The 19,408-nt window shown below is 39.6% G+C and carries 19 protein-coding genes; all 19 read left to right on the forward strand.

The genetic code is table 11. The annotated features are described in order from the left end of the window. Positions 1 to 16: 16 nt before the first annotated feature. The 19 genes from ACYQ21_RS03205 to ACYQ21_RS03295 all read left to right on the forward strand — a co-directional run bounded on the left by ACYQ21_RS03205 (position 17) and on the right by ACYQ21_RS03295 (position 19,263). The gene (locus tag ACYQ21_RS03205; RefSeq protein ID WP_460055081.1) at positions 17 to 208 is read left to right on the forward strand and encodes a hypothetical protein; all 192 of its coding nucleotides are present in this window, start codon (positions 17 to 19) and stop codon (positions 206 to 208) included. Between the two features lie 59 nt (positions 209 to 267). Beyond that, entirely contained in the window at positions 268 to 1,146 is an 879-nt protein-coding gene (locus ACYQ21_RS03210; RefSeq protein ID WP_460055083.1) for a DEAD/DEAH box helicase family protein, read from the forward strand. A 117-nt stretch (positions 1,147 to 1,263) separates the two neighbouring features. Next, positions 1,264 to 1,668, forward strand: a complete 405-nt coding sequence (locus ACYQ21_RS03215; protein WP_460055085.1) for a hypothetical protein — start codon at positions 1,264 to 1,266, stop codon at positions 1,666 to 1,668. Positions 1,669 to 1,927: 259 nt separating this feature from the next. Beyond that, the gene (locus tag ACYQ21_RS03220) at positions 1,928 to 2,260 is read left to right on the forward strand and encodes a hypothetical protein (RefSeq protein WP_460055088.1); all 333 of its coding nucleotides are present in this window, start codon (positions 1,928 to 1,930) and stop codon (positions 2,258 to 2,260) included. A gap of 446 nt (positions 2,261 to 2,706) precedes the next feature. Next, positions 2,707 to 4,662 (forward strand): DNA topoisomerase IV subunit B, encoded by a 1,956-nt coding sequence (parE, locus tag ACYQ21_RS03225; protein WP_460055091.1) that lies wholly within the window; start codon positions 2,707 to 2,709, stop codon positions 4,660 to 4,662. Positions 4,663 to 4,690: 28 nt separating this feature from the next. Continuing rightward, a complete protein-coding gene (locus ACYQ21_RS03230) occupies positions 4,691 to 6,004 on the forward strand; it encodes a TrkH family potassium uptake protein (protein ID WP_460055093.1) in 1,314 nt (437 codons plus the stop codon). Positions 6,005 to 6,046: 42 nt separating this feature from the next. Next, positions 6,047 to 6,700 carry a potassium channel family protein gene (locus ACYQ21_RS03235; RefSeq protein ID WP_460055096.1) on the forward strand — a complete coding sequence of 218 codons (654 nt, stop codon included), beginning with the start codon at positions 6,047 to 6,049 and terminating at the stop codon, positions 6,698 to 6,700. Between the two features lie 18 nt (positions 6,701 to 6,718). Continuing rightward, a complete protein-coding gene (gene parC / locus ACYQ21_RS03240) occupies positions 6,719 to 9,166 on the forward strand; it encodes a DNA topoisomerase IV subunit A (RefSeq protein ID WP_460055098.1) in 2,448 nt (815 codons plus the stop codon). A gap of 68 nt (positions 9,167 to 9,234) precedes the next feature. Beyond that, positions 9,235 to 9,693 (forward strand): signal peptidase II, encoded by a 459-nt coding sequence (gene lspA, locus ACYQ21_RS03245; RefSeq protein WP_460055099.1) that lies wholly within the window; start codon positions 9,235 to 9,237, stop codon positions 9,691 to 9,693. A 6-nt stretch (positions 9,694 to 9,699) separates the two neighbouring features. Continuing rightward, the gene (locus tag ACYQ21_RS03250; protein WP_460055101.1) at positions 9,700 to 10,599 is read left to right on the forward strand and encodes an RluA family pseudouridine synthase; all 900 of its coding nucleotides are present in this window, start codon (positions 9,700 to 9,702) and stop codon (positions 10,597 to 10,599) included. A 61-nt stretch (positions 10,600 to 10,660) separates the two neighbouring features. Continuing rightward, on the forward strand, positions 10,661 to 10,990 hold the full coding sequence (locus tag ACYQ21_RS03255; RefSeq protein WP_460055102.1) for a putative DNA-binding protein: 330 nt from the start codon (positions 10,661 to 10,663) through the stop codon (positions 10,988 to 10,990). 386 nt (positions 10,991 to 11,376) lie between these two features. After that, positions 11,377 to 12,897, forward strand: coding sequence for a signal recognition particle protein (ffh, locus tag ACYQ21_RS03260; protein ID WP_460055104.1), 1,521 nt, complete (start codon positions 11,377 to 11,379; stop codon positions 12,895 to 12,897). A gap of 77 nt (positions 12,898 to 12,974) precedes the next feature. Continuing rightward, positions 12,975 to 13,457, forward strand: coding sequence for a shikimate kinase (locus tag ACYQ21_RS03265; RefSeq protein WP_460055107.1), 483 nt, complete (start codon positions 12,975 to 12,977; stop codon positions 13,455 to 13,457). Then, positions 13,454 to 14,284, forward strand: coding sequence for a prephenate dehydratase (gene pheA, locus ACYQ21_RS03270; RefSeq protein WP_460055110.1), 831 nt, complete (start codon positions 13,454 to 13,456; stop codon positions 14,282 to 14,284). Before ACYQ21_RS03265 ends, pheA begins: the two co-directional genes overlap by 4 nt. Before the next feature lie 191 nt (positions 14,285 to 14,475). Next, positions 14,476 to 14,823, forward strand: a complete 348-nt coding sequence (locus ACYQ21_RS03275) for a YxeA family protein (protein WP_460055113.1) — start codon at positions 14,476 to 14,478, stop codon at positions 14,821 to 14,823. Next, on the forward strand, positions 14,823 to 15,575 hold the full coding sequence (locus ACYQ21_RS03280) for an ABC transporter ATP-binding protein (protein ID WP_460055116.1): 753 nt from the start codon (positions 14,823 to 14,825) through the stop codon (positions 15,573 to 15,575). Before ACYQ21_RS03275 ends, ACYQ21_RS03280 begins: the two co-directional genes overlap by 1 nt. Then, positions 15,575 to 17,560, forward strand: coding sequence for an FtsX-like permease family protein (locus ACYQ21_RS03285; protein WP_460055118.1), 1,986 nt, complete (start codon positions 15,575 to 15,577; stop codon positions 17,558 to 17,560). Before ACYQ21_RS03280 ends, ACYQ21_RS03285 begins: the two co-directional genes overlap by 1 nt. A 93-nt stretch (positions 17,561 to 17,653) precedes the next feature. Next, positions 17,654 to 18,310 (forward strand): response regulator transcription factor, encoded by a 657-nt coding sequence (locus ACYQ21_RS03290; protein WP_460055120.1) that lies wholly within the window; start codon positions 17,654 to 17,656, stop codon positions 18,308 to 18,310. Next, the gene (locus ACYQ21_RS03295; RefSeq protein WP_460055122.1) at positions 18,307 to 19,263 is read left to right on the forward strand and encodes a sensor histidine kinase; all 957 of its coding nucleotides are present in this window, start codon (positions 18,307 to 18,309) and stop codon (positions 19,261 to 19,263) included. The genes ACYQ21_RS03290 and ACYQ21_RS03295 overlap by 4 nt, the downstream gene beginning before the upstream one ends. Positions 19,264 to 19,408: the final 145 nt, after the last annotated feature.

The raw sequence follows: 19,408 nt of genomic DNA on the forward strand, positions 1-19,408 counted from the left end.
TTTGAAAGGTGTGACAATGAAGCTCCAATATAAACATCAAAAATTTCAAGAAAACGCAGTTAATGCTGTAACACAAGTCTTCCAAGGACAACCCAAACAAAGTCCTTTTCAATATCTAGTGGATACGGGAAACAGTCAGAAAATTAGTTTATTAGCTGAAACGGGTTTCAAAAACGCCAGATTGCTTTATCTGAAGCAGATATACTAGGGAATATTAAGTCAATTCAAAAAGAAAACGGCATCTTAACGGATACTCAGCTCAACAAAATGTCTATTGGTGGTAAAGATACTAAAACTAAAATTGACAATAAAAGCGAAGCATTAACATTGACCATTGAGATGGAAACTGGGACTGGTAAAACATATACCTACATCAAAACGATGTTTGAGCTTAATAAGCTTTATGGTTGGACAAAGTTTATCGTAGTTGTGCCAAGCATAGCTATTCATGAAGGTGTCGCGAAGACTTTTGATTCAACAGCTGAACATTTTAAACAAGAATACGGTATAAATATTAGATCCTTTATCTATAATTCTAGTCAGTTAGATAAGATTGAAGCGTTTGCAAGCGATGCAGGAATCAATGTTATGATTGTCAATACGCAAGCCTTTAATGCCTCTGGACAAGATGTGCGTCGCATAGATATGGTATTGAATCAATTTCGTGGTCGACGACTGATTGATGTGATTAGCGCTACTAATTCAATTATGATGATTGATGAGTCACAGTCTGTTTTGGGTGTGACAGGTGCCGCATTGAATAAAACGCGTATTGGTTTAGCTAAATTTAATCCTTTGTTTTTCATCAACTACTCTGCGACTCACCGTGAAAATTATAATATGGTCTATCGTTTGGATGCGATTGACGCATATCTAAAGCAGTTAGTTAAGAAAATTAGTGTCAAAGGGATTGAAATTTCTGGTTCAAACGCATCAAGTGGTTATCTTTATATCGAACGTATCCAAGAAAAGCCAGAGTTAAAAGTTCGGATTCAATTTGAAAAAATCACGGCAAAGAGAAAAGTTATCAAAGCATCGAAACTTTTTGAACGTAGCGATAATATTTATACGTATTCTGGCGAAGTCGAAAGTTATCGAAGTGGCTATGTTATTTCTGAAATAAATAGCGTGGATCAATTTGTCTAATTTACCAATGGCATCAGACTCCATGTTGGTGAAGTTATTGGGAACGATAATGATGACGATTTACGTCGGATTCAGATTCGCGAGACAATTTATTCACATCTGGAAAAAGAAGTTCAATTGTATAAACGTGGTATTAAAACTTTATCTCTATTTGTCATTGATGAAGTTGCAAAATATAAAGACTACTCACGCGAGGATACTAAAGGCATATTTGTTCAGATGTTTGAAGAAGAATATGAAACAATCGTACGTGATTATCTAGAAAATACGCTAGATCTTGATTCAGACTATAAAAATTATCTTAGACGAGATATTCAAACACCCGAAAAAGTACATGCAGGCTATTTCTCAGTTGATAAAAAAGGTAAGTCAATCGATAGTAAAATCAAGCGTGGTAGTGAAGCGAGTGATGATATTTCAGCTTATGACCTAATTATGAAAAATAAGGAGCGTTTACTTTCCTTTGTTGAACCCAGTCCGTTTTATTTTTTCACATTCAGCATTAAAAGAGGGCTGGGATAATCCAAACGTTTTTTAAATTGCAACGTTACGACAAAGTTCATCCGACATTAAAAAGCGTCAAGAAATTGGTCGAGGGTTACGTTTATCTGTTGAACAACATGGCGATAGACAGGATGCACAAGTTTTAGGTGAGCAGGAAGTACAACAAATTAATACACTCACAGTCATTGCAAACGAAAGTTATGAAACTTTTGCGCGTGATTTACAATCAGAACTTGCAGAAGCGATTAAAAATCGACCTAAGGCAGTTGAACCGAAGTTGTTTGAAGGTCGTGAGCTAGTAGCCAAGGATACTGCAGGTCAAGTACTTTCAACAATGGTAGTAGATAACGCAGAGGCGGCTGAAATTTGGCTAAGTCTTAAAGCTGCAAAAATTATTACTAAAGAAAAACAAGCCTCTAACGACTTTAAGGAATTGTCTGAAGACGAAAAAAATCAGGCAATTTTTGATGCATTGGATGAAGAGTTTAAGGCTTACAATGAATCAATTAAAATATTGATTGAAAGTGTTTATGATCCAAATGTTCCTTTAATTGATGATGGGCGTAAGCGCATCTCATTGAAGCTTGATAAAGAAAAGTTGATTAGGTAATCACATCAAAACGACCAGTTTTCTTTTCTCTTTTTTCGTACAGTTTCGCAGAAAGAGTACGAGTTGCTCAAGAAATCAACGTTTTTTACCAAATTCGTATTGTTTTGACAAAACAATACGAATTTCACACAGAATCAGCGGTTTTCTTACCAATTCGCTATTGTTTCTAACGATCAAACCTGCTACTTAACCACGCAGTCAAAGTAACACAAAAATAGGGCGATGAACAATTCCGATTAACTTCGAAAATGGTGCATCACCTATTTTTTTAGAGGACTTTTGTCCCAGTCTCTTTGAAAGACTGTCTCCCCACGCAAATTTATACAGAATTTTTTTTGCCAAAATCAAGAAAATAAGGTATTCTATAATATAGAGCATTTTTAAAATCATCTGAACGCCAGTTTGATTAAAAAAAATCTAGACTGTATGTCCAAAGGAAAAGTAAATTGACAATAGATATTAATAATTACAATGATGATGCCATTCAGGTTTTGGAAGGCCTAGATGCGGTCCGTAAACGTCCAGGGATGTATATCGGGTCAACGGATGGGATTGGTCTCCACCATCTGGTCTGGGAGATTGTCGACAATGCTGTTGATGAGGCCTTGTCAGGGTTCGGTGACCAAATCAATGTGACAATCCATCAAGATGGGTCACTAACTGTTTCAGATAGCGGACGTGGCATGCCTGTCGGTACTCACGCAACTGGTATTCCAACAGTTGAAGTTATCTTCACGGTACTTCACGCGGGTGGTAAGTTTGGTCAAGGTGGCTATAAGACCTCAGGTGGTCTTCATGGTGTTGGTTCATCTGTCGTGAATGCTCTTTCAAGTTATCTTGAAGTTGAAATCACGCGTGATGGTGTTGTCTACCGCCAACGTTTTGAAAATGGTGGCAAACCAGTCACAACGCTTGAAAAAATTGGTAAAGCACCAAAGTCTAAAACAGGGACAAAAGTCCACTTTATGCCAGATGCAACGATTTTCTCAACAATAGACTTTAAATATAGCACCATTTTTGACCGTCTTAATGAATCAGCTTTTCTTTTACCTAATGTCACATTGACACTGACAGATGAGCGCAATGAAATTGATGGTCAACCTGAATCAGCAAGTTTCCACTATGAAAATGGTGTGCAGGACTTTGTCGCTTATCTCAATGAAGATAAGGATACCTTAACACCTGTCATGTATTTTGCAGGGGAAGCTGAGAATTTCCAAGTTGAAGTAGCCATTCAGTACAATGACGGCTACTCTGACAATATTCTTAGTTTCGTTAATAATGTCAAAACAAAAGATGGTGGCACACACGAAGCGGGGCTTAAACAAGCTATTACCAAATCCATGAATGAGTATGCTAGAAAAGTTGGCTTGCTCAAGGAGAAGGATAAGAACCTAGAAGGCTCTGACTACCGTGAAGGTCTGACAGCTCTTCTGTCTGTCCTTGTACCAGAAGAGCATCTCCAGTTTGAAGGTCAAACCAAGGATAAATTGGGAAGTCCAAAAGCCCGTCCAATCGTTGATAATATTGTTAGCGATAAATTAGCCTTCTTCCTGATGGAGAATGCAGAATTATCACAAAACTTGATTCGTAAAGCGATTAAAGCGCGTGATGCGCGTGAGGCAGCTCGAAAAGCGCGTGATGATGCGAGAACGGGTAAAAAAGGTAAGAAAGATAAAGGTCTCTTATCGGGGAAACTCACACCTGCTCAGGGTAAAAATCCTGCTAAAAATGAATTGTATCTAGTCGAAGGAGATTCAGCCGGTGGTTCTGCTAAACAAGGCCGTGACCGTAAATTTCAAGCGATTTTACCGCTTAGAGGTAAGGTCATCAATACTGAGAAAGCCAAGATGGCAGATATTCTCAAAAATGAAGAAATCAATACCATGATTTATACCATTGGTGCAGGCGTTGGCGCAGATTTTGATATTTCGGATATTAATTACGATAAAGTCATCATCATGACCGATGCCGATACCGATGGCGCCCATATTCAAACCTTGTTACTGACCTTCTTTTATCGCTACATGAGACCACTCGTTGAAAATGGTCATGTCTACATTGCCCTACCACCGCTTTATAAGATGAGCCAAGGTAAAGGAAAATCTGAAAAACTCGAGTATGCTTGGACTGATGGTGAATTGAACGCTGTGCGCAAGAACTTTGGTAAAGGCGCGATTTTACAGCGTTACAAAGGACTGGGCGAGATGAATGCGGATCAGCTTTGGGAAACGACCATGAATCCTGAGTCGCGAACTTTGATTCAGGTGACCTTGGATGATGTGGCGCAAGCTGAAAAGCGTGTGTCGGTTCTCATGGGTGATAAAGTCGAACCGCGTCGTAAATGGATTGAAAATAATGTCGAATTTACGCTTGAAGAGAAAAGTGAAGTGATGCAATAAGATGCACATACCCCAATTGATAAAACAAATGAAACCGCCACAGATGATTATTTTTGGATTTTTATCTGTCATTCTGATTGGCTCAATTTTTCTAGCCTTACCCATTTCGGATCAAAATGGCCAAGCGACTTCTTACTTGGACAGTCTTTTTATGGCTGTTTCAGCGACTTGTGTGACGGGTCTAGCTGTTGTGAATACTGCCGACCACTGGAATACTTTTGGCCAGGTGATTATTCTCATCATGGTTGAAGTGGGTGGTCTAGGCTTTATGAGTTTCTTAGTGCTCTTGTTAAATATGACAGGGCAACATCCTTCATTCAAATCTAAAATGCTGATTCGTGATGCCTATAATTTTACAAGTTTTGATGGTGGGGATAAGTTGGTTAAGGCCATTGTCAAATTATCCTTAGTGACACAACTCATTGGTGCGATGTTGCTGAGTGTGGATTTTATCCCTAAATTTGGTTGGGGGAAAGGCATTTGGTTTAGTATATTCCATGCGGTTTCGGCTCATTCTAATGCTGGGTTCGATTTATTTGAGACATCCTTGTTTCAATTTAAGGATAATCCTTACGTTCTGATGATTATGAGTCTTCTGATTCTATCGGGGTCCTTTGGCTTTATCGTTTGGTTTGACTTGATTAGTTTTCGGGAAGTGAAGAAAATTACGCTACATTCGAGATTGGCTTTGACGATGACGGCTATTTTAGTCGTCGTTGGTACGATTTTATATAGTTTACTTAATATTAAAAGCTTTGATGGTCATCCGATAACTTATTTAGTTCAAAACTTTTTCCTGAGTATCACACCGCGTTCTGGTGGCTTTACCTTTAGCAATTATAATGCAACAAGCTATGCCAGTCTCTTATTGACTATGGTGTTGATGTTTATCGGAGGGACATCAGGTTCCACAGCAGGTGGGGTCAAGACGACAACTTTTGGTGTTCTGGTGATGAATATTCGCTATATTTTTAGTAATCGTTTCAAAACGATTTACCAAGAAAGACAGATTCCGCGTCGGACGATTCGTCGTGTCTATGAAATCATCTTTATTTATCTAGCGATTATCTTTACTTTTTCTTTTGTCTTATTGATAACGGAAAATTTACCACTAAATAATGGGATTGAATATGTCTTTTTTGAAGTCATTTCAGCACTTGCGACGGTTGGTCTATCATTGGGGTTGACACCAGATTTGACTGCAATTGGTAAACTCTTAATTATGGTACTAATGTTTATTGGGCGAATTGGGATTATGACAGTCATTTACGCCCTCAGTAGTCATGCTAAGATAGATGAAGAATTGATTCAATATCCAGAAGAAGAAATTGTTGTGGGTTAGGGATTGACTTACCTTTCCTAAGACTTAAAGAAAGAATATGAGATGAAAAGTTTTTGTGTGATTGGTTTAGGGCGATTTGGCTCTAGTGTGGTGAGAAGTTTAGTCAAAAATGGTCATGAAGTGGTGGCGATTGATACCGATGCCAAGAAAATTGATGATTACAAGGATATTGCCACGCACGTGATGATTGCGGATGCCACAGATGAACGTGTACTAAAGAATGTCGAAATTGATAAATTCGATGGTGTGGTTGTTGCTATTGGCAAAAATGTGCAAGCTAGTATTTTGACGACGATGATTGTGATTGAGGCAGGCGCTAAAAACGTGGTCACGAAAGCAACGACAGATGTGCAAATCAAAGTTTTGACGAAAATTGGTGCTGATAAAATTATTCAGCCTGAAAGAGATGCGGGCTACCGAGTTGCCGATAATTTAGCACATCCAGATGTCTCTGAATATCTAGATTTGTCGGATGATTATTCCTTTGCTAAGATTGTCGTGAAGAACAGTAAATTTAATGGTCTGACTCTATTTCAAGCTAACCTAACCCAAGATTATCATGTTAATGTCGCTTTCATTAAAAAAGCAGACGGTTCAGCCAATATCGGAAAGCATGACACGAGAATCGCTTTAGGCGATATCCTTTATGTTGTCGGTACCAAAACTGATATCGAAAAATTCTCTGAAATCATATAAAAAGAAAAAGAAGAAACTATGAGCAATGTACAAAAACTCTCTCTAGAAGAGATTATGGGCGACCGCTTTGGTCGTTATTCTAAATATATCATTCAGGAGCGAGCGCTGCCTGATATTCGCGATGGTCTAAAACCCGTTCAACGGCGAATTCTCTATTCAATGAATAAAGATGGTAATACCTTTGACAAAGGCTACCGGAAGTCCGCTAAGTCAGTCGGCAATATCATGGGTAATTATCACCCGCATGGCGATAGTTCGATTTATGATGCCATGGTTCGCCTTTCGCAGGATTGGAAAATGGGGCAAGTCCTCGTCGAAATGCACGGTAATAACGGCTCCATGGATGGGGACCCACCCGCAGCCATGCGTTATACCGAAGCACGCCTATCTGAAATTTCGGCCTACCTCTTGCAAGATATTGACAAAGATACCGTGCCTTTCGCATGGAACTTTGATGATACCGAAAAAGAGCCGACCGTTTTACCCGCCAGTTTTCCAAATCTCTTGGTCAATGGGTCAACAGGGATTTCAGCAGGGTATGCGACGGACATTCCGACGCATAATTTAAGTGAAGTTATTGATGCCACAGTTTATATGATTGACCATCCGAACGCGGGCGTTGATAAACTGATGGAGTTTCTACCTGGTCCAGACTTTCCAACGGGTGCGATTATTCAAGGCAAGTCTGAGATTAAAAAAGCTTATGAAACCGGTAAAGGTAAAGTAGTCGTTCGTTCTCAAACTAAAATAGAAGAACTCAAGGGCGGTAAAAAGGAAATTGTCGTCACTGAAATTCCTTACGAGCTTAACAAAGCTAGCCTAGTTAAAAAAATTGATGATGTTCGTGTGAATGCCAAAGTAGCTGGCATTGCTGAGGTTCGCGATGAATCTGACCGCGACGGCTTACGGATTGCCATTGAGTTGAGAAAAGATGCAGATGCTGAGTTGATTTTAAATTATCTGCTCAAATATACTGATCTACAGGTCAATTATAACTTCAATATGGTTGCGATTGACAATGCAACACCACGTCAAGTCGGGATTGTTCCAATTTTATCAAGCTATATCAGCCATAAACGTGATATTATTCGTTCTCGCTCAATCTTTGACCGAGACAAGGCTGAAAAACGTCTGCATATCGTCGAAGGACTGATTCGTGTCCTGAGCATTTTGGATGAAGTTATTGCCCTTATCCGTGCCAGTGATAATAAAGCGGATGCCAGAGAGAACTTGATGGCATCTTACGACTTTAGCGAACCGCAAGCTGAAGCAATCGTGACTTTACAACTGTATCGTTTGACAAATACGGATGTGGTCACTTTGCAAAGTGAAGAAGCGGAGCTCAAAGAGCGCATCACAACATTGTCAGCCATCATCAATGATGAAAAAACAATGTTTAACGTGATGAAACGTGAGCTTCGAGAAGTTAAGAAGAAATTCGGTCAACCTCGTAAAAGTATTTTGGTTGATGAAGTGGTCGCAGTTGAAGTTGAAGCTGCCTCACTCATCGTTAAAGAAGAAACGATTGTCAGCGTGACGCGTTCTGGCTATGTCAAGCGCACAACGCCACGTAGTTTTTCAGCCTCTAAACTGGAAGAAATTGGCAAACGTGAAGATGATCGTCTCATTTTCCATCAACCGGCCTTAACGACACAGCATCTTCTGATGTTCACGACCTTTGGTAATGTCATCTATCGACCAATTCATGAATTGGATGACGTTAAATGGAAAGATATTGGCACGCACAGCTCTTCTTTGGTCAATAACTTTTCTCAAGAGGAAGAGATACTATTCGTCCAAATATTAGACGATTTTGATACAGAGACTCGTGAGCTGATGGTCGCAACGAAATTTGGTTTAATCAAAAAAGTAGCACTCGCTGACTTTAAGCCTTGGCGGACTTACCGCTCTAAATCTGCGCAATATGCGAAATTTAAACAAGCTGATGACCGTGTTGTTTCAGTTGCCTTCGATAAAAATGCCGACATGATGCTAGTGACACACAATGGTTATGCCTTGAGATTTCCATCTCAGGATGTGCCAGTTGTAGGTGCAAAAGCAGCAGGTGTTAAATCTATTAACTTAAAAGACGATGATTTTGTCGTTGCAAGTTATTTTGCTGATACCGATTCATTCTATATTTTGACGCAGCGTGGGTCTCTGAAACGTGTGAATTTCAATGAAATTCCAGCTAAAAGCCGTGCAGGTCGTGGCTTACAAATACTTCGTGACCTCAAAAAAGCACCACATCAAGTCTTTGCCTCAGGTACAGTGAAAAACGTCTACGGAGGCGATTTATTCTCTGAAACTGACCAAGAATTACAAATGCTACAAGTCCTATCACAAACTGGTAAATTATTTGAAATCAATTTACCAGACTTAAATCTGCTCGACCGGACATCAAACGGTTCCTTTATCTTTGATGAAGCCGTCGAGGGTGGTGTGAAATCGGCAGACTTGAAATAAATGAGGACAGCAATGTATTTTGGCAAATTTAGCAAGCATAGGCTTGCTTTTTTTGTTATAATAGAACGATGAAGTTGAAAAAAATAAGTTTACCGATTGTGATTGTGTTAGGCATTATCCTTGACCAAGTGGTCAAGCTGGCAATCGTCAAAAATATCAAATTATCTGAACAAAAATCAGTGATTAAAGGGCTTTTGTCATTGACCCATCTGCAAAATGACGGTGCAGCTTGGTCGATTTTAGAAGGTCAGCAGTGGTTCTTTGTTTTGACAACAGTGCTTGTCTTGGCAGTGGCTATCTGGTTTTGGCTCAAAAATCTGTCAAAAAATTGGTATGCGATTGGGTTAACCTTGATTATTTCAGGTGCCTTGGGTAACTTTATTGACCGAGTGCGGCAAGGTTATGTTGTTGATATGTTTCAGCTCGACTTTATCAACTTTCCTATTTTTAACGTAGCAGATATCTTGCTATCGATAGGATTCGTGGTACTCTTTATAGGTATTTTGATAGAAAAAGATGAAGGTTAAGATAAATTGGAAATAAAAATTAAAGCCCAGTCCGCAGGATTGCGCCTAGACAAGGCTATCTCAGATAACTCAGAGGTCTCACGAACTCAGGCCAACGACCTGATTAAAGCAGACGCTGTCTTGGTTAATGGGCAAGTCAAAAAAGCCAAGTATAAAGTGCTAGAAAATGACATCGTGTCATTTGACATTCCTGAGCCAGAAGTGCTGTCCTATGAGGCTGAAAATATACCACTAGAAATTGTCTATGAAGATGATGATGTCGCCGTGATTAATAAACCTCAGGGGATGGTTGTTCATCCGTCAGCTGGTCATCAAACAGGGACACTTGTTAATGCTTTGATGTATCACATGACGAATTTGTCTGGCATCAATGGTGTGATTAGACCGGGTATTGTGCACCGTATCGATAAGGATACCAGTGGCTTATTAATGGTCGCAAAAAATGATCAAGCGCATGAATTTCTAGCCGCGCAACTCAAAGAACATACCTCGAAACGTCGTTATCTTGCCATTATCCATGGGAATTTACTGAATGACCGTGGTGTGATTGAGGCGCCGATAGGTCGCAATGCCAAGGAACGGAAAAAGCAAGCTGTGATTTCGGGTGGTAAGCCTGCTTTGACCCATTTTGAAGTGCTAGAGCGCTTCGGCGATTTTACCTTGGTCAGTTTGACGCTTGAGACAGGTCGTACCCATCAAATCCGTGTGCATATGGCCTATATCGGTCATCCTGTGGCAGGTGACCCTTTGTATGGGCCAAAAAATGCACTGAAACCTAATCATGGCCAATTTTTACATGCGCAGATGCTAGGATTTGAGCATCCTATTTCGCATCAGTGGTTAGAGTTCGAACTCGACCCACCGAAACTTTTCCAAGCGACACTAGACAAATTAAGAAAAGACTAACAACTGATACCTTCTGCAATCTAAGCTGAATTTATCTCATTTTTTTTGGTATAATAGAAGAATGGAAATTGAAAAAACCAATCGGATGAATGCATTGTTTGAATTTTATGCGACCTTGCTAACAGAAAAGCAGATGAACTATGTCGAGCTTTATTATGCGGATGATTATTCTCTGGCAGAAATTGCAGAAGAGTATAAAATCAGCCGCCAAGCCGTCTATGATAATATTAAGCGGACAGAGAAGGTCTTGGAAACTTACGAGACCAAGCTGCATATGTATTCAGACTACATTGTTCGCGAGCAAATCTTTGCGGAAATTTTAGCAAAATATGCGGATGATACTTATCTGGTTGAGAAAATCACGATTTTACAAAGTTTAGAAAATGAATAGGAGATAGGGTGTTTTACACTCATTTAAGTAAAGAAAGTGTACAATATTTTTGAGATATTTTTTTGTCAATTTGGTCGACGGCTAAGCGGTAAAACCGCTTAGCCACGTTGCCCATAGCTTTTTCCGTAAGTCGCTAAAGTGACAACTTCAATGCCAGAGGCGACGAGGCGTAGGCATACAGGTGTACGTTAAGACTTTTGTCCCACGCCTAAGTGGTACATAGCTACTTATCTAAGCGCTAAAGCGCAAAGATAGTTGAAAGCAATGCTTTCAATTGACCAATAGAGGCAACCTTAGTTGCCATCAGCCAAACGAAGAAGTGACAGAAAATAGCCAAAAATGTTCGCTTTATTTGCTTAATTGAGTATAATTCATCACAAAAAATTATGGCATTTGAAAATTTAACAGAACGATTACAAGGCGTTTTTAAAAATTTACGCGGTAAGAAAAAAATCACTGAAAATGATGTTTTAGAAATTACCAAAGAAATCCGTGTGGCATTGCTAGAGGCCGATGTCGCACTACCAGTTGTCAAAAAATTCATCAGAAATATCCGAACGCGTGCCATTGGTGTTGAAGTTTCTGAAGCCTTGCAACCGGCGCAACAAGTCATCAAAATCGTTGATGAAGAATTGACAGCGATTTTGGGTGGTGGGGAAGCTGAGCTTGCGAAATCACCCAAAATTCCAACCATCATCATGATGGCGGGGCTCCAAGGGGCTGGTAAAACAACCTTTGTCGGGAAATTAGCCAAACGCCTAAAAGAAACTGAAAACGCACGACCTTTAATGATTGCGGCCGATGTTTACCGGCCTGCGGCAATAGAGCAGTTGAAAACAGTGGGTGCTCAAGTTGATGTGCCGGTTTATGACGAAGGCACTGATGTCAACCCAGTAGAGATTGTGCGTCATGGTTTGACTTTGGCAGCTGAAAAGCGCAATGACTATGTCTTAATTGATACGGCTGGTCGACTTGAAATCGATGAAAAATTGATGAACGAGTTGGTGCAAATTAAAGATTTGGCGCAGCCGACTGAAATTCTATTGGTTGTTGATGCCATGACTGGGCAAGTCGCAGCTGATGTCGCTAAGAAATTCAATGAAACATTGGAAATTACTGGTGTTATCATTACCAAATTGGATGGTGACACGCGTGGCGGTGCTGCATTATCTATCCGAGAAATCACTGGTAAACCAATTAAGTTTGTCGGGACGGGCGAGAAGTTAACCGACTTAGAAGTTTTCTACCCTGAACGGATGAGCTCACGCATTCTCGGCATGGGCGATATGCTGACTTTAATCGAAAAGGCGCAAAGCCAATACGATGAAGCGCAATCTGCTAAAATGGCAGAAAAAATGCGTGAAAACACCTTTGATTTTAACGACTTTATCGAACAGTTAGACCAAGTTCAATCCATGGGACCATTAGACGAAATCATGAAAATGATTCCGGGAATGTCTGAAATTCCGGGCGCTGCCAATATCAAGGTGGATGAAAAGGAGATTGCCAGAAAACGTGCGGCAGTCTTATCTATGACACCTGAAGAACGTGCCAATCCTGATATTTTAACACCATCACGCCGCCGTCGTATCGCTGCAGGTTCGGGCAATACTTTTATTGAAGTGAATAAACTCATCAAGCAATTTAACGAGTCCAAAAAGATGATGAGTGGCCTGATGAATGGCGATATGGGCGCCATGCTCGGTGGCATGGGCAGTCAAATGTCCAATATGCCCGGCGGAATGCCAGATATGAGTGCGCTCGGTGATATGGGCGGTGCAGGCATGCCGGATATGAGCGCCATGTTTGGTGGCGGTCTCAAAGGTAAAGTTGGGAAAATGGCCATGACTGCTGCTATGAAACGTGCTCAGAAGAAAATGAAAAAAGGCAAGAAGAAGAAAAAATAGGTGACTCCTAAAATGATGCTATGATATACATGGTAGAAAATAGGAGGATCGCCAGAACAGAACGGAAATAGAGAGAGATGACGACATTTTTGATAGGTTTTATGGGGTCGGGTAAGACGACCATTGCCCAATTATTAACTGAAGATTTTATTGATATGGATCAGGTGATCGTTGCGCGTATCGGTATGCCGATTTCGACTTTTTTTGCTGAGGCGGGCGAAGCTACTTTTCGAGAAATCGAATCAGAAATTCTAGAAATCTTATCGAAAACTGGCGGCATCATTTCAACAGGTGGTGGTGTGGTTATGTCTGAAGAAAATCGTCGTATTCTACGCGAGTCAAAATCCGAAGTGATTTACCTTAAATCAGATTTTGATGCTCTGTATCAAAGGATTACTGTTGACTCAACAAATATTAGACCGCTCTTTATCAATAACTCACGCGCTGAATTACAAGCTATATTTGAATCGCGTGCGCCCTTATATGAAAGTGTCGCAACCCGAATCATCACCGTTTCAGACAAAACACCTGAGGAAATTATAAAGGAAATTCGACGATGAGAATTGGTTTTTTGGGTCCGAAAGCGTCCTTTACTTATGCGGCAGCTCACGCAGCTTTTCCAGATGACAGGCATCAGCTCGTCGCCTTTGACTCAATTACTGAGGTTATCAGAAGTTATGAACAAAGGGGGGTCGACTATGCCATTGTCCCTGTCGAAAATTCGATTGAGGGTAGTGTCCATCAGACTGTCGACTATCTCTTTTTGCAGGCGGATAATATCCGAGCTCAGGCTGAAATCATCCAGCCGATTAAACAGCAACTCATGGCGACACACTCTGATAAAAAGATTGAGAAAATTTTTTCTCATCCCCAAGCGATTGCCCAATCGCTGAAATACGTCCAGCACCATTTTCCTGACGCCAAAATTGAGAGTACTGACAGCACGGCTTATGCAGCGAAATTCGTCTCGGAACATCCCGAGAAAAATTTTGCAGCTATCGCGCCAGTTGCCAGTAGCTTAGAGTATGGTTTGACGATTATCGCTCAGGATATTCAGGAAATTGATGAAAATTTCACACGGTTCTGGTTATTGGGCGAGACGACACCACAAATTCCATTGCCAGTTGAAACAGAGAAGATGACTTTAGCCTTGACTTTATCTGATAATTTACCGGGTGCCTTGTATAAAGCCTTACAAATTTTTGCAGACTTCGGGATTAATTTAACCAAGATAGAGTCTCGTCCGTTAAAAACTTTCCTAGGAGAGTATTTCTTTCTCATTGATGCCCAGTTTTCTGAAAACTATCTTTATTTGATTCACGCGCTTGAAAAACTTGGCATTACAGTTAAGCGTTTGGGGAAATATAAGGTCTATAAGATGTCATAACAAACATATAAACCAACAGAGCTTTCATTATCTGTTGGTTTTTTTAATAGCAACGACTAAAAATCCCTTGACTTACATTTTCGTAAGAAAGAAATAGTGAGGTGTAAGTCATGCGATGATGAGGTGTGCGATAATAAGAGTGTCAAGAAGAAAATAAATGAGTTTTAATAACTTAACACAAAGGAGATACAATGAAAAAATTACTTTCAGTAGTTGCTGTGCTTGTCGTTCTCGCTGGTGGACTTTACATGGTTTACCAAAAAAATTATGGGGGCGATATCTACTATGTGAAGATTACGCAAGATGGGATGCCTAGACAGAGTAGAGATGATAGCGGCAGGATATATACGGATTACAACTATGAATTACCTGCTGTAAATAAACGTAACGTTAAGAAAGCAACTAAGTTTACGGCAGACCACAATCTTAGAAAAGGTGCCTACTTAGAATTAACGGTTAATAAAACTAAAGGTGTGACCGGTTATAAAGAAGTCAAAAAATCAGAAATCAAAGCTAGTATCTTAAAGGAGATAAACTAATGTTCTTAGAAGTCAATCATTTAGAAAAAACATTCCAAACACGTTTCTCAAAGGAAAAAACGCAAGCCTTACGCGATGTGAATTTTATTGCTGAAGAAGGTGAATTCATCGCTATCATGGGTGAAAGTGGTAGTGGTAAAACAACACTGTTGAATATTTTAGCTACTTTAGAAAAACCAAGTAGTGGTGAAGTGGTTTTAGAAGGTAAAAAAATTAGCACGATTAAGGAACAGCAATTAGCAGAGTTCCGTCGTGACCATTTGGGATTTGTTTTCCAAGATTTCAACTTGCTTGATACGCTGAGCGTGCGTGATAATATTTTCTTACCACTTGTTTTGGGTCGTTATAAATACGATGAAATGACTAAACGTTTGGAAGTTTTAGCACCTAAGCTCAACATTTCGGATTTACTAGATAAACAACCTTTTGAGTTGTCTGGTGGTCAAAAACAACGTGTTGCTGTCGCGCGTGCTTTGATTACAAATCCAAAATTGATTTTAGCGGATGAGCCGACAGCGGCACTTGACTCTAAAAATTCGGATGGCTTGCTTGAATTGTTTGAGCAAATCAACGCTGAAGGTCAAACAATTCTCATGGTAACGCACTCAAGTCTGGCTGCTAGTCATGCTAGTCGTGTTCTATTTATTAAAGATGGTCAAATCTTCCACCAACTCTACCGGGCTGGTAAATCTAATAATGAGTTTAACCGGGACATTACGACAGCGATTACGAGTCTGTTAGGAGGTGAATAATGTTCTATCTCAAACTAGCTTTTCAAAATATTCGGAAGTCCTTATCTAATTTTTCACCGTTTTTACTTGCAACGACTTCTATGTTTGCGATTACTTTAATTCTGTCAAACATTGCTTTTTCAAAAAGTTTGGACCAGTTAAAAGGTGCTGATGCTGTCAGAACATTGATGAAATTTGGCCTTGTCATTATTGTCTTGTTCTCAGTCATCATCGTTAGTTATAGTTATCGTTTCTTACTCAAACAACGGACGAGAGAATTTGGCCTTTATAATATTTTAGGTCTAAATAAACGCAATATCGCGACGATTTCATTCTGGGAATTATTAATGACCTTTGTCGTAACAGCGATTGCGGGTACTGCTTTTGGTTTGATTTTTTCAGAGTTTCTCTATCTGATTTTTGTTCATCTTATCGGTGGCAACTACTTTAACTTAAAAGTATCATTTCAAGCCATTTTGTTAACATTGCTTGTCTTTGCAGCTACTTTTGCCTTGCTCATGCTCTTTGCGATGATGACTATTAAACGCAATTCAGCTATCAGTTTACTGAAAGATAACACACGTAGTGAGCGTGAACCGCGTGGGCGTTTGATTATGTCTATCCTCAGCATTGGAATGTTAGCTGTTGCTTATTATCTAGCCCTTAGCGTTCAAGGACCAATTGAAGCCTTGATGAAATTTTTCATTGCGGTTATACTGGTTATTATAGGTACTTATCTGCTCTATATTGGCGTAACCATCTTCGTCTTGAAACGTCAGAAAGCCAATAAAAACTATTATTACAAACCTGAACATTTCATTACGACTAGTAGTATGCTTTACCGTATGAAAACAAATGCAGTTGGTCTTGCTAACATCACGATTCTCGTGACCATGACGTTTGTCACACTTGCGACGTCTGTTGCGCTCTATGTCGGTGTTCAAAAAGTCGTGGCAGATCAGTTTCCTAAAAATACAAATATTAGTATTACTGGAAAAAATATCGACGAGAATAAAGCAAGCTTGAACAATTTCATTCAACAAAATGGGGTTGATACTTCAAAAACTGCCTCTTATTCAACCTTTATGGTGATGGATAATTTCAGTGTCAATGCTGATAAACAAGTCGCGTTTCCAGTTCAAAAAGCGAAATTGAACGATTATGCTGCTTTAAGATTTGTGACACGTGATGACATGGTTAAACTTGGTAATGACTTACCTGAGTTAGCGCCAAATCAAGTTGTGCTTTATAAGGCATTTGGTGATAAAGATGTCAAATCAGTTGATTGGTTTGGCGAAAAATTGCAAATTGTCAAAGAAGTATCGTCACTTAAAAATTTACCTAAGTTCCCGGGTGTCTTTGATGTCTTTGTCTTCGTTGTTTCTGATGAACAGACATTGACGAAAATCAATGACTTTTACAATCAAGATACGATTGAAAAAAATTCAGACAATCCCAATGCTCTTGAATTAACAACACCAATTAGTACAGAAATTCTCGTCAATTTACCTGCTAAGCAAGGTGAAACACTCAGTAAAAAATTCTCTAATGAGAATAATCTACCTAACCAAGTAGGTGTCGCAACTGAGAAAGAAAATAAAGAAGGCATTATGGGCTTCACGGGTGGTTTTCTCTTCATCGGCTTTATGCTTGGGATTACCTTTATTCTAGGTGCTGCCTTAATCATCTACTACAAACAAATCTCTGAGGGGGCTGAGGATAAACGTAGCTATCGGATTCTACAAGAAGTTGGTTTGACGAAAAAAGAAGTTAAAAAATCAATTGACTCACAAGTTTCTATCGTCTTCTTCATGCCAATCATTGTCAGCATCATCCACTTTGCAGCAGCCTTTGTGATGATTTCTAAATTGATTAACATCTTTGGTATTACGGATATCGGCATGATTGCTAGTGTCAGCGGCATTACGATTCTAGTTATCTCAGTGATCTATTATCTGATTTATCGTAAAACATCGAAAATTTATTATCGCATCGTTGAAAGATGAGTTGCTACCATTGACACCCCTGATTTTGGGGTGTTTTTGTTTGTCTTTCAGTTTAAATTGCCACAAGTCTCGCATTTTTGGTAGAATAAGGATATGAAAAATAAAATCTTTATCGTTGAAGATGATGAAACGATTGTTAAGCTCTTGCGTCAGAAACTTCAAGAAGAATTTCAGGTCACGAGTGTCATGAATTTTCGGGCGGTAGCAGCTGAGATTGCTGAATACCAGCCCGATTTGGTCTTGATGGATATTACCCTGCCTTATTTTAATGGCTTTTATTGGACAACTGAAATTCGGAAAACCAATGACTTGCCCATTGTTTTCATCTCCTCGGCATCTGATGAGATGAATGCTGTTATGGCAATGAATATGGGCGCAGATGATTTCGTTAGCAAACCTTTTTCTGTCGAGGTGTTAATTGCTAAAATTAACGCGCTTTTAAGGCGGACAAAAACACAAGTGAACCATTTAAGTTTTGAGCATTTCACGCTAGATTTAGACGGTAATTTTTCGGACGGACAAGAAAAGGTCAGCTTGACCAAGACAGAAACGATTATCTTGAAAGCCTTACTTGAACAGGCGGGGAATATCGTCGACAAACACGACCTCCTCAAAAAACTCTGGGAAGGTGATGATTTTATTGATGATAATACTCTTAACGTTAATATGAGTCGCCTACGTAAAAAACTATTGCAAGTTAAGTTCGACCATATTCATACTGTTCGTGGCGTGGGGTACGTTATTAAATGATGACTTATTTACGGCTTATTGTCCGTTTTTGTCAGGAGAAATCGAGTGAAATTGCGATATTTTTACTCACAGAGGGCATGATTGCGCTTGTTTTATTTTTACAAGAAATAGATTTAACCGCCTTTAAAGTCGCTTTTTTCTTGCCTGCCTTGATTTTTGTAATCTATCAAAGCTTTGCCTGTTATCGCTTTATCCAGCTTCATCAGTTTCTAACCAGAACTAGCGTTGAAAATCTGCCAAGAATTCCTGATTCGACCTTGATTGGCGAAGATTATCAGCAGTTGCTGGCTGATCTTGTTCAATGGCATCAGGAGAAGTATCAAGAACTGTTGAAATTCGACAAGGACTTACTTGATTTAACCAAGCTTTGGACGCATCAGATGAAAGTGCCGTTGGCGGCGCTTGATTTGATGGCGCAGACAAACCATCTGACAAAATCTGATGTACAGCACCAACTATTGGAGCTGGATAACTACCTCAATATTTTATTGAGTTATCTGCGTTTGCAGAATACATCAACTGATTTTCGCTTTGAAACCTTTGATGTGGCAGACATCACGCGCAACATCATCAAAAAATATGCCAATCAGTTTATCATGAAAAATCTATCAGTCAGCATCACTGGCGCTTGGCAAATTACGAGTGACCGCAAATGGTTATCTGTTGCGATTGAGCAGCTCATCAATAATGCAGTTAAGTACACTAAAACAGGCAGTGTCACGATTCAATTCGCTGACAACATGACGATTATAGATACAGGGATTGGTATTTTACCTGAGGATTTGCCTCGTCTCTTTGAACATGGCTTCACCGGTTACAATGGGCGTCATAATCAGAAGTCAACAGGACTTGGTCTTTATCTGACCAAAGGCATTTTAGACAAACTTGAGTTGACAGCAACCATTACCAGCCAAGTGGAGAAAGGGACAGAAGTCCGCATCACTAAAAATTAGCCGATGAGGATATTTTTTGATGTCTGATTTTCTATTAAATTTGTGATTTTTAAATAATCTTTAGGTCTGTCATTTATTAATAAAAAATCGAATTGAATAATAGAGATATATCAGCTTTTATGCTAAAATAAGGAGTGAGAAAGTA

This window comes from Pseudolactococcus yaeyamensis (assembly GCF_054658615.1).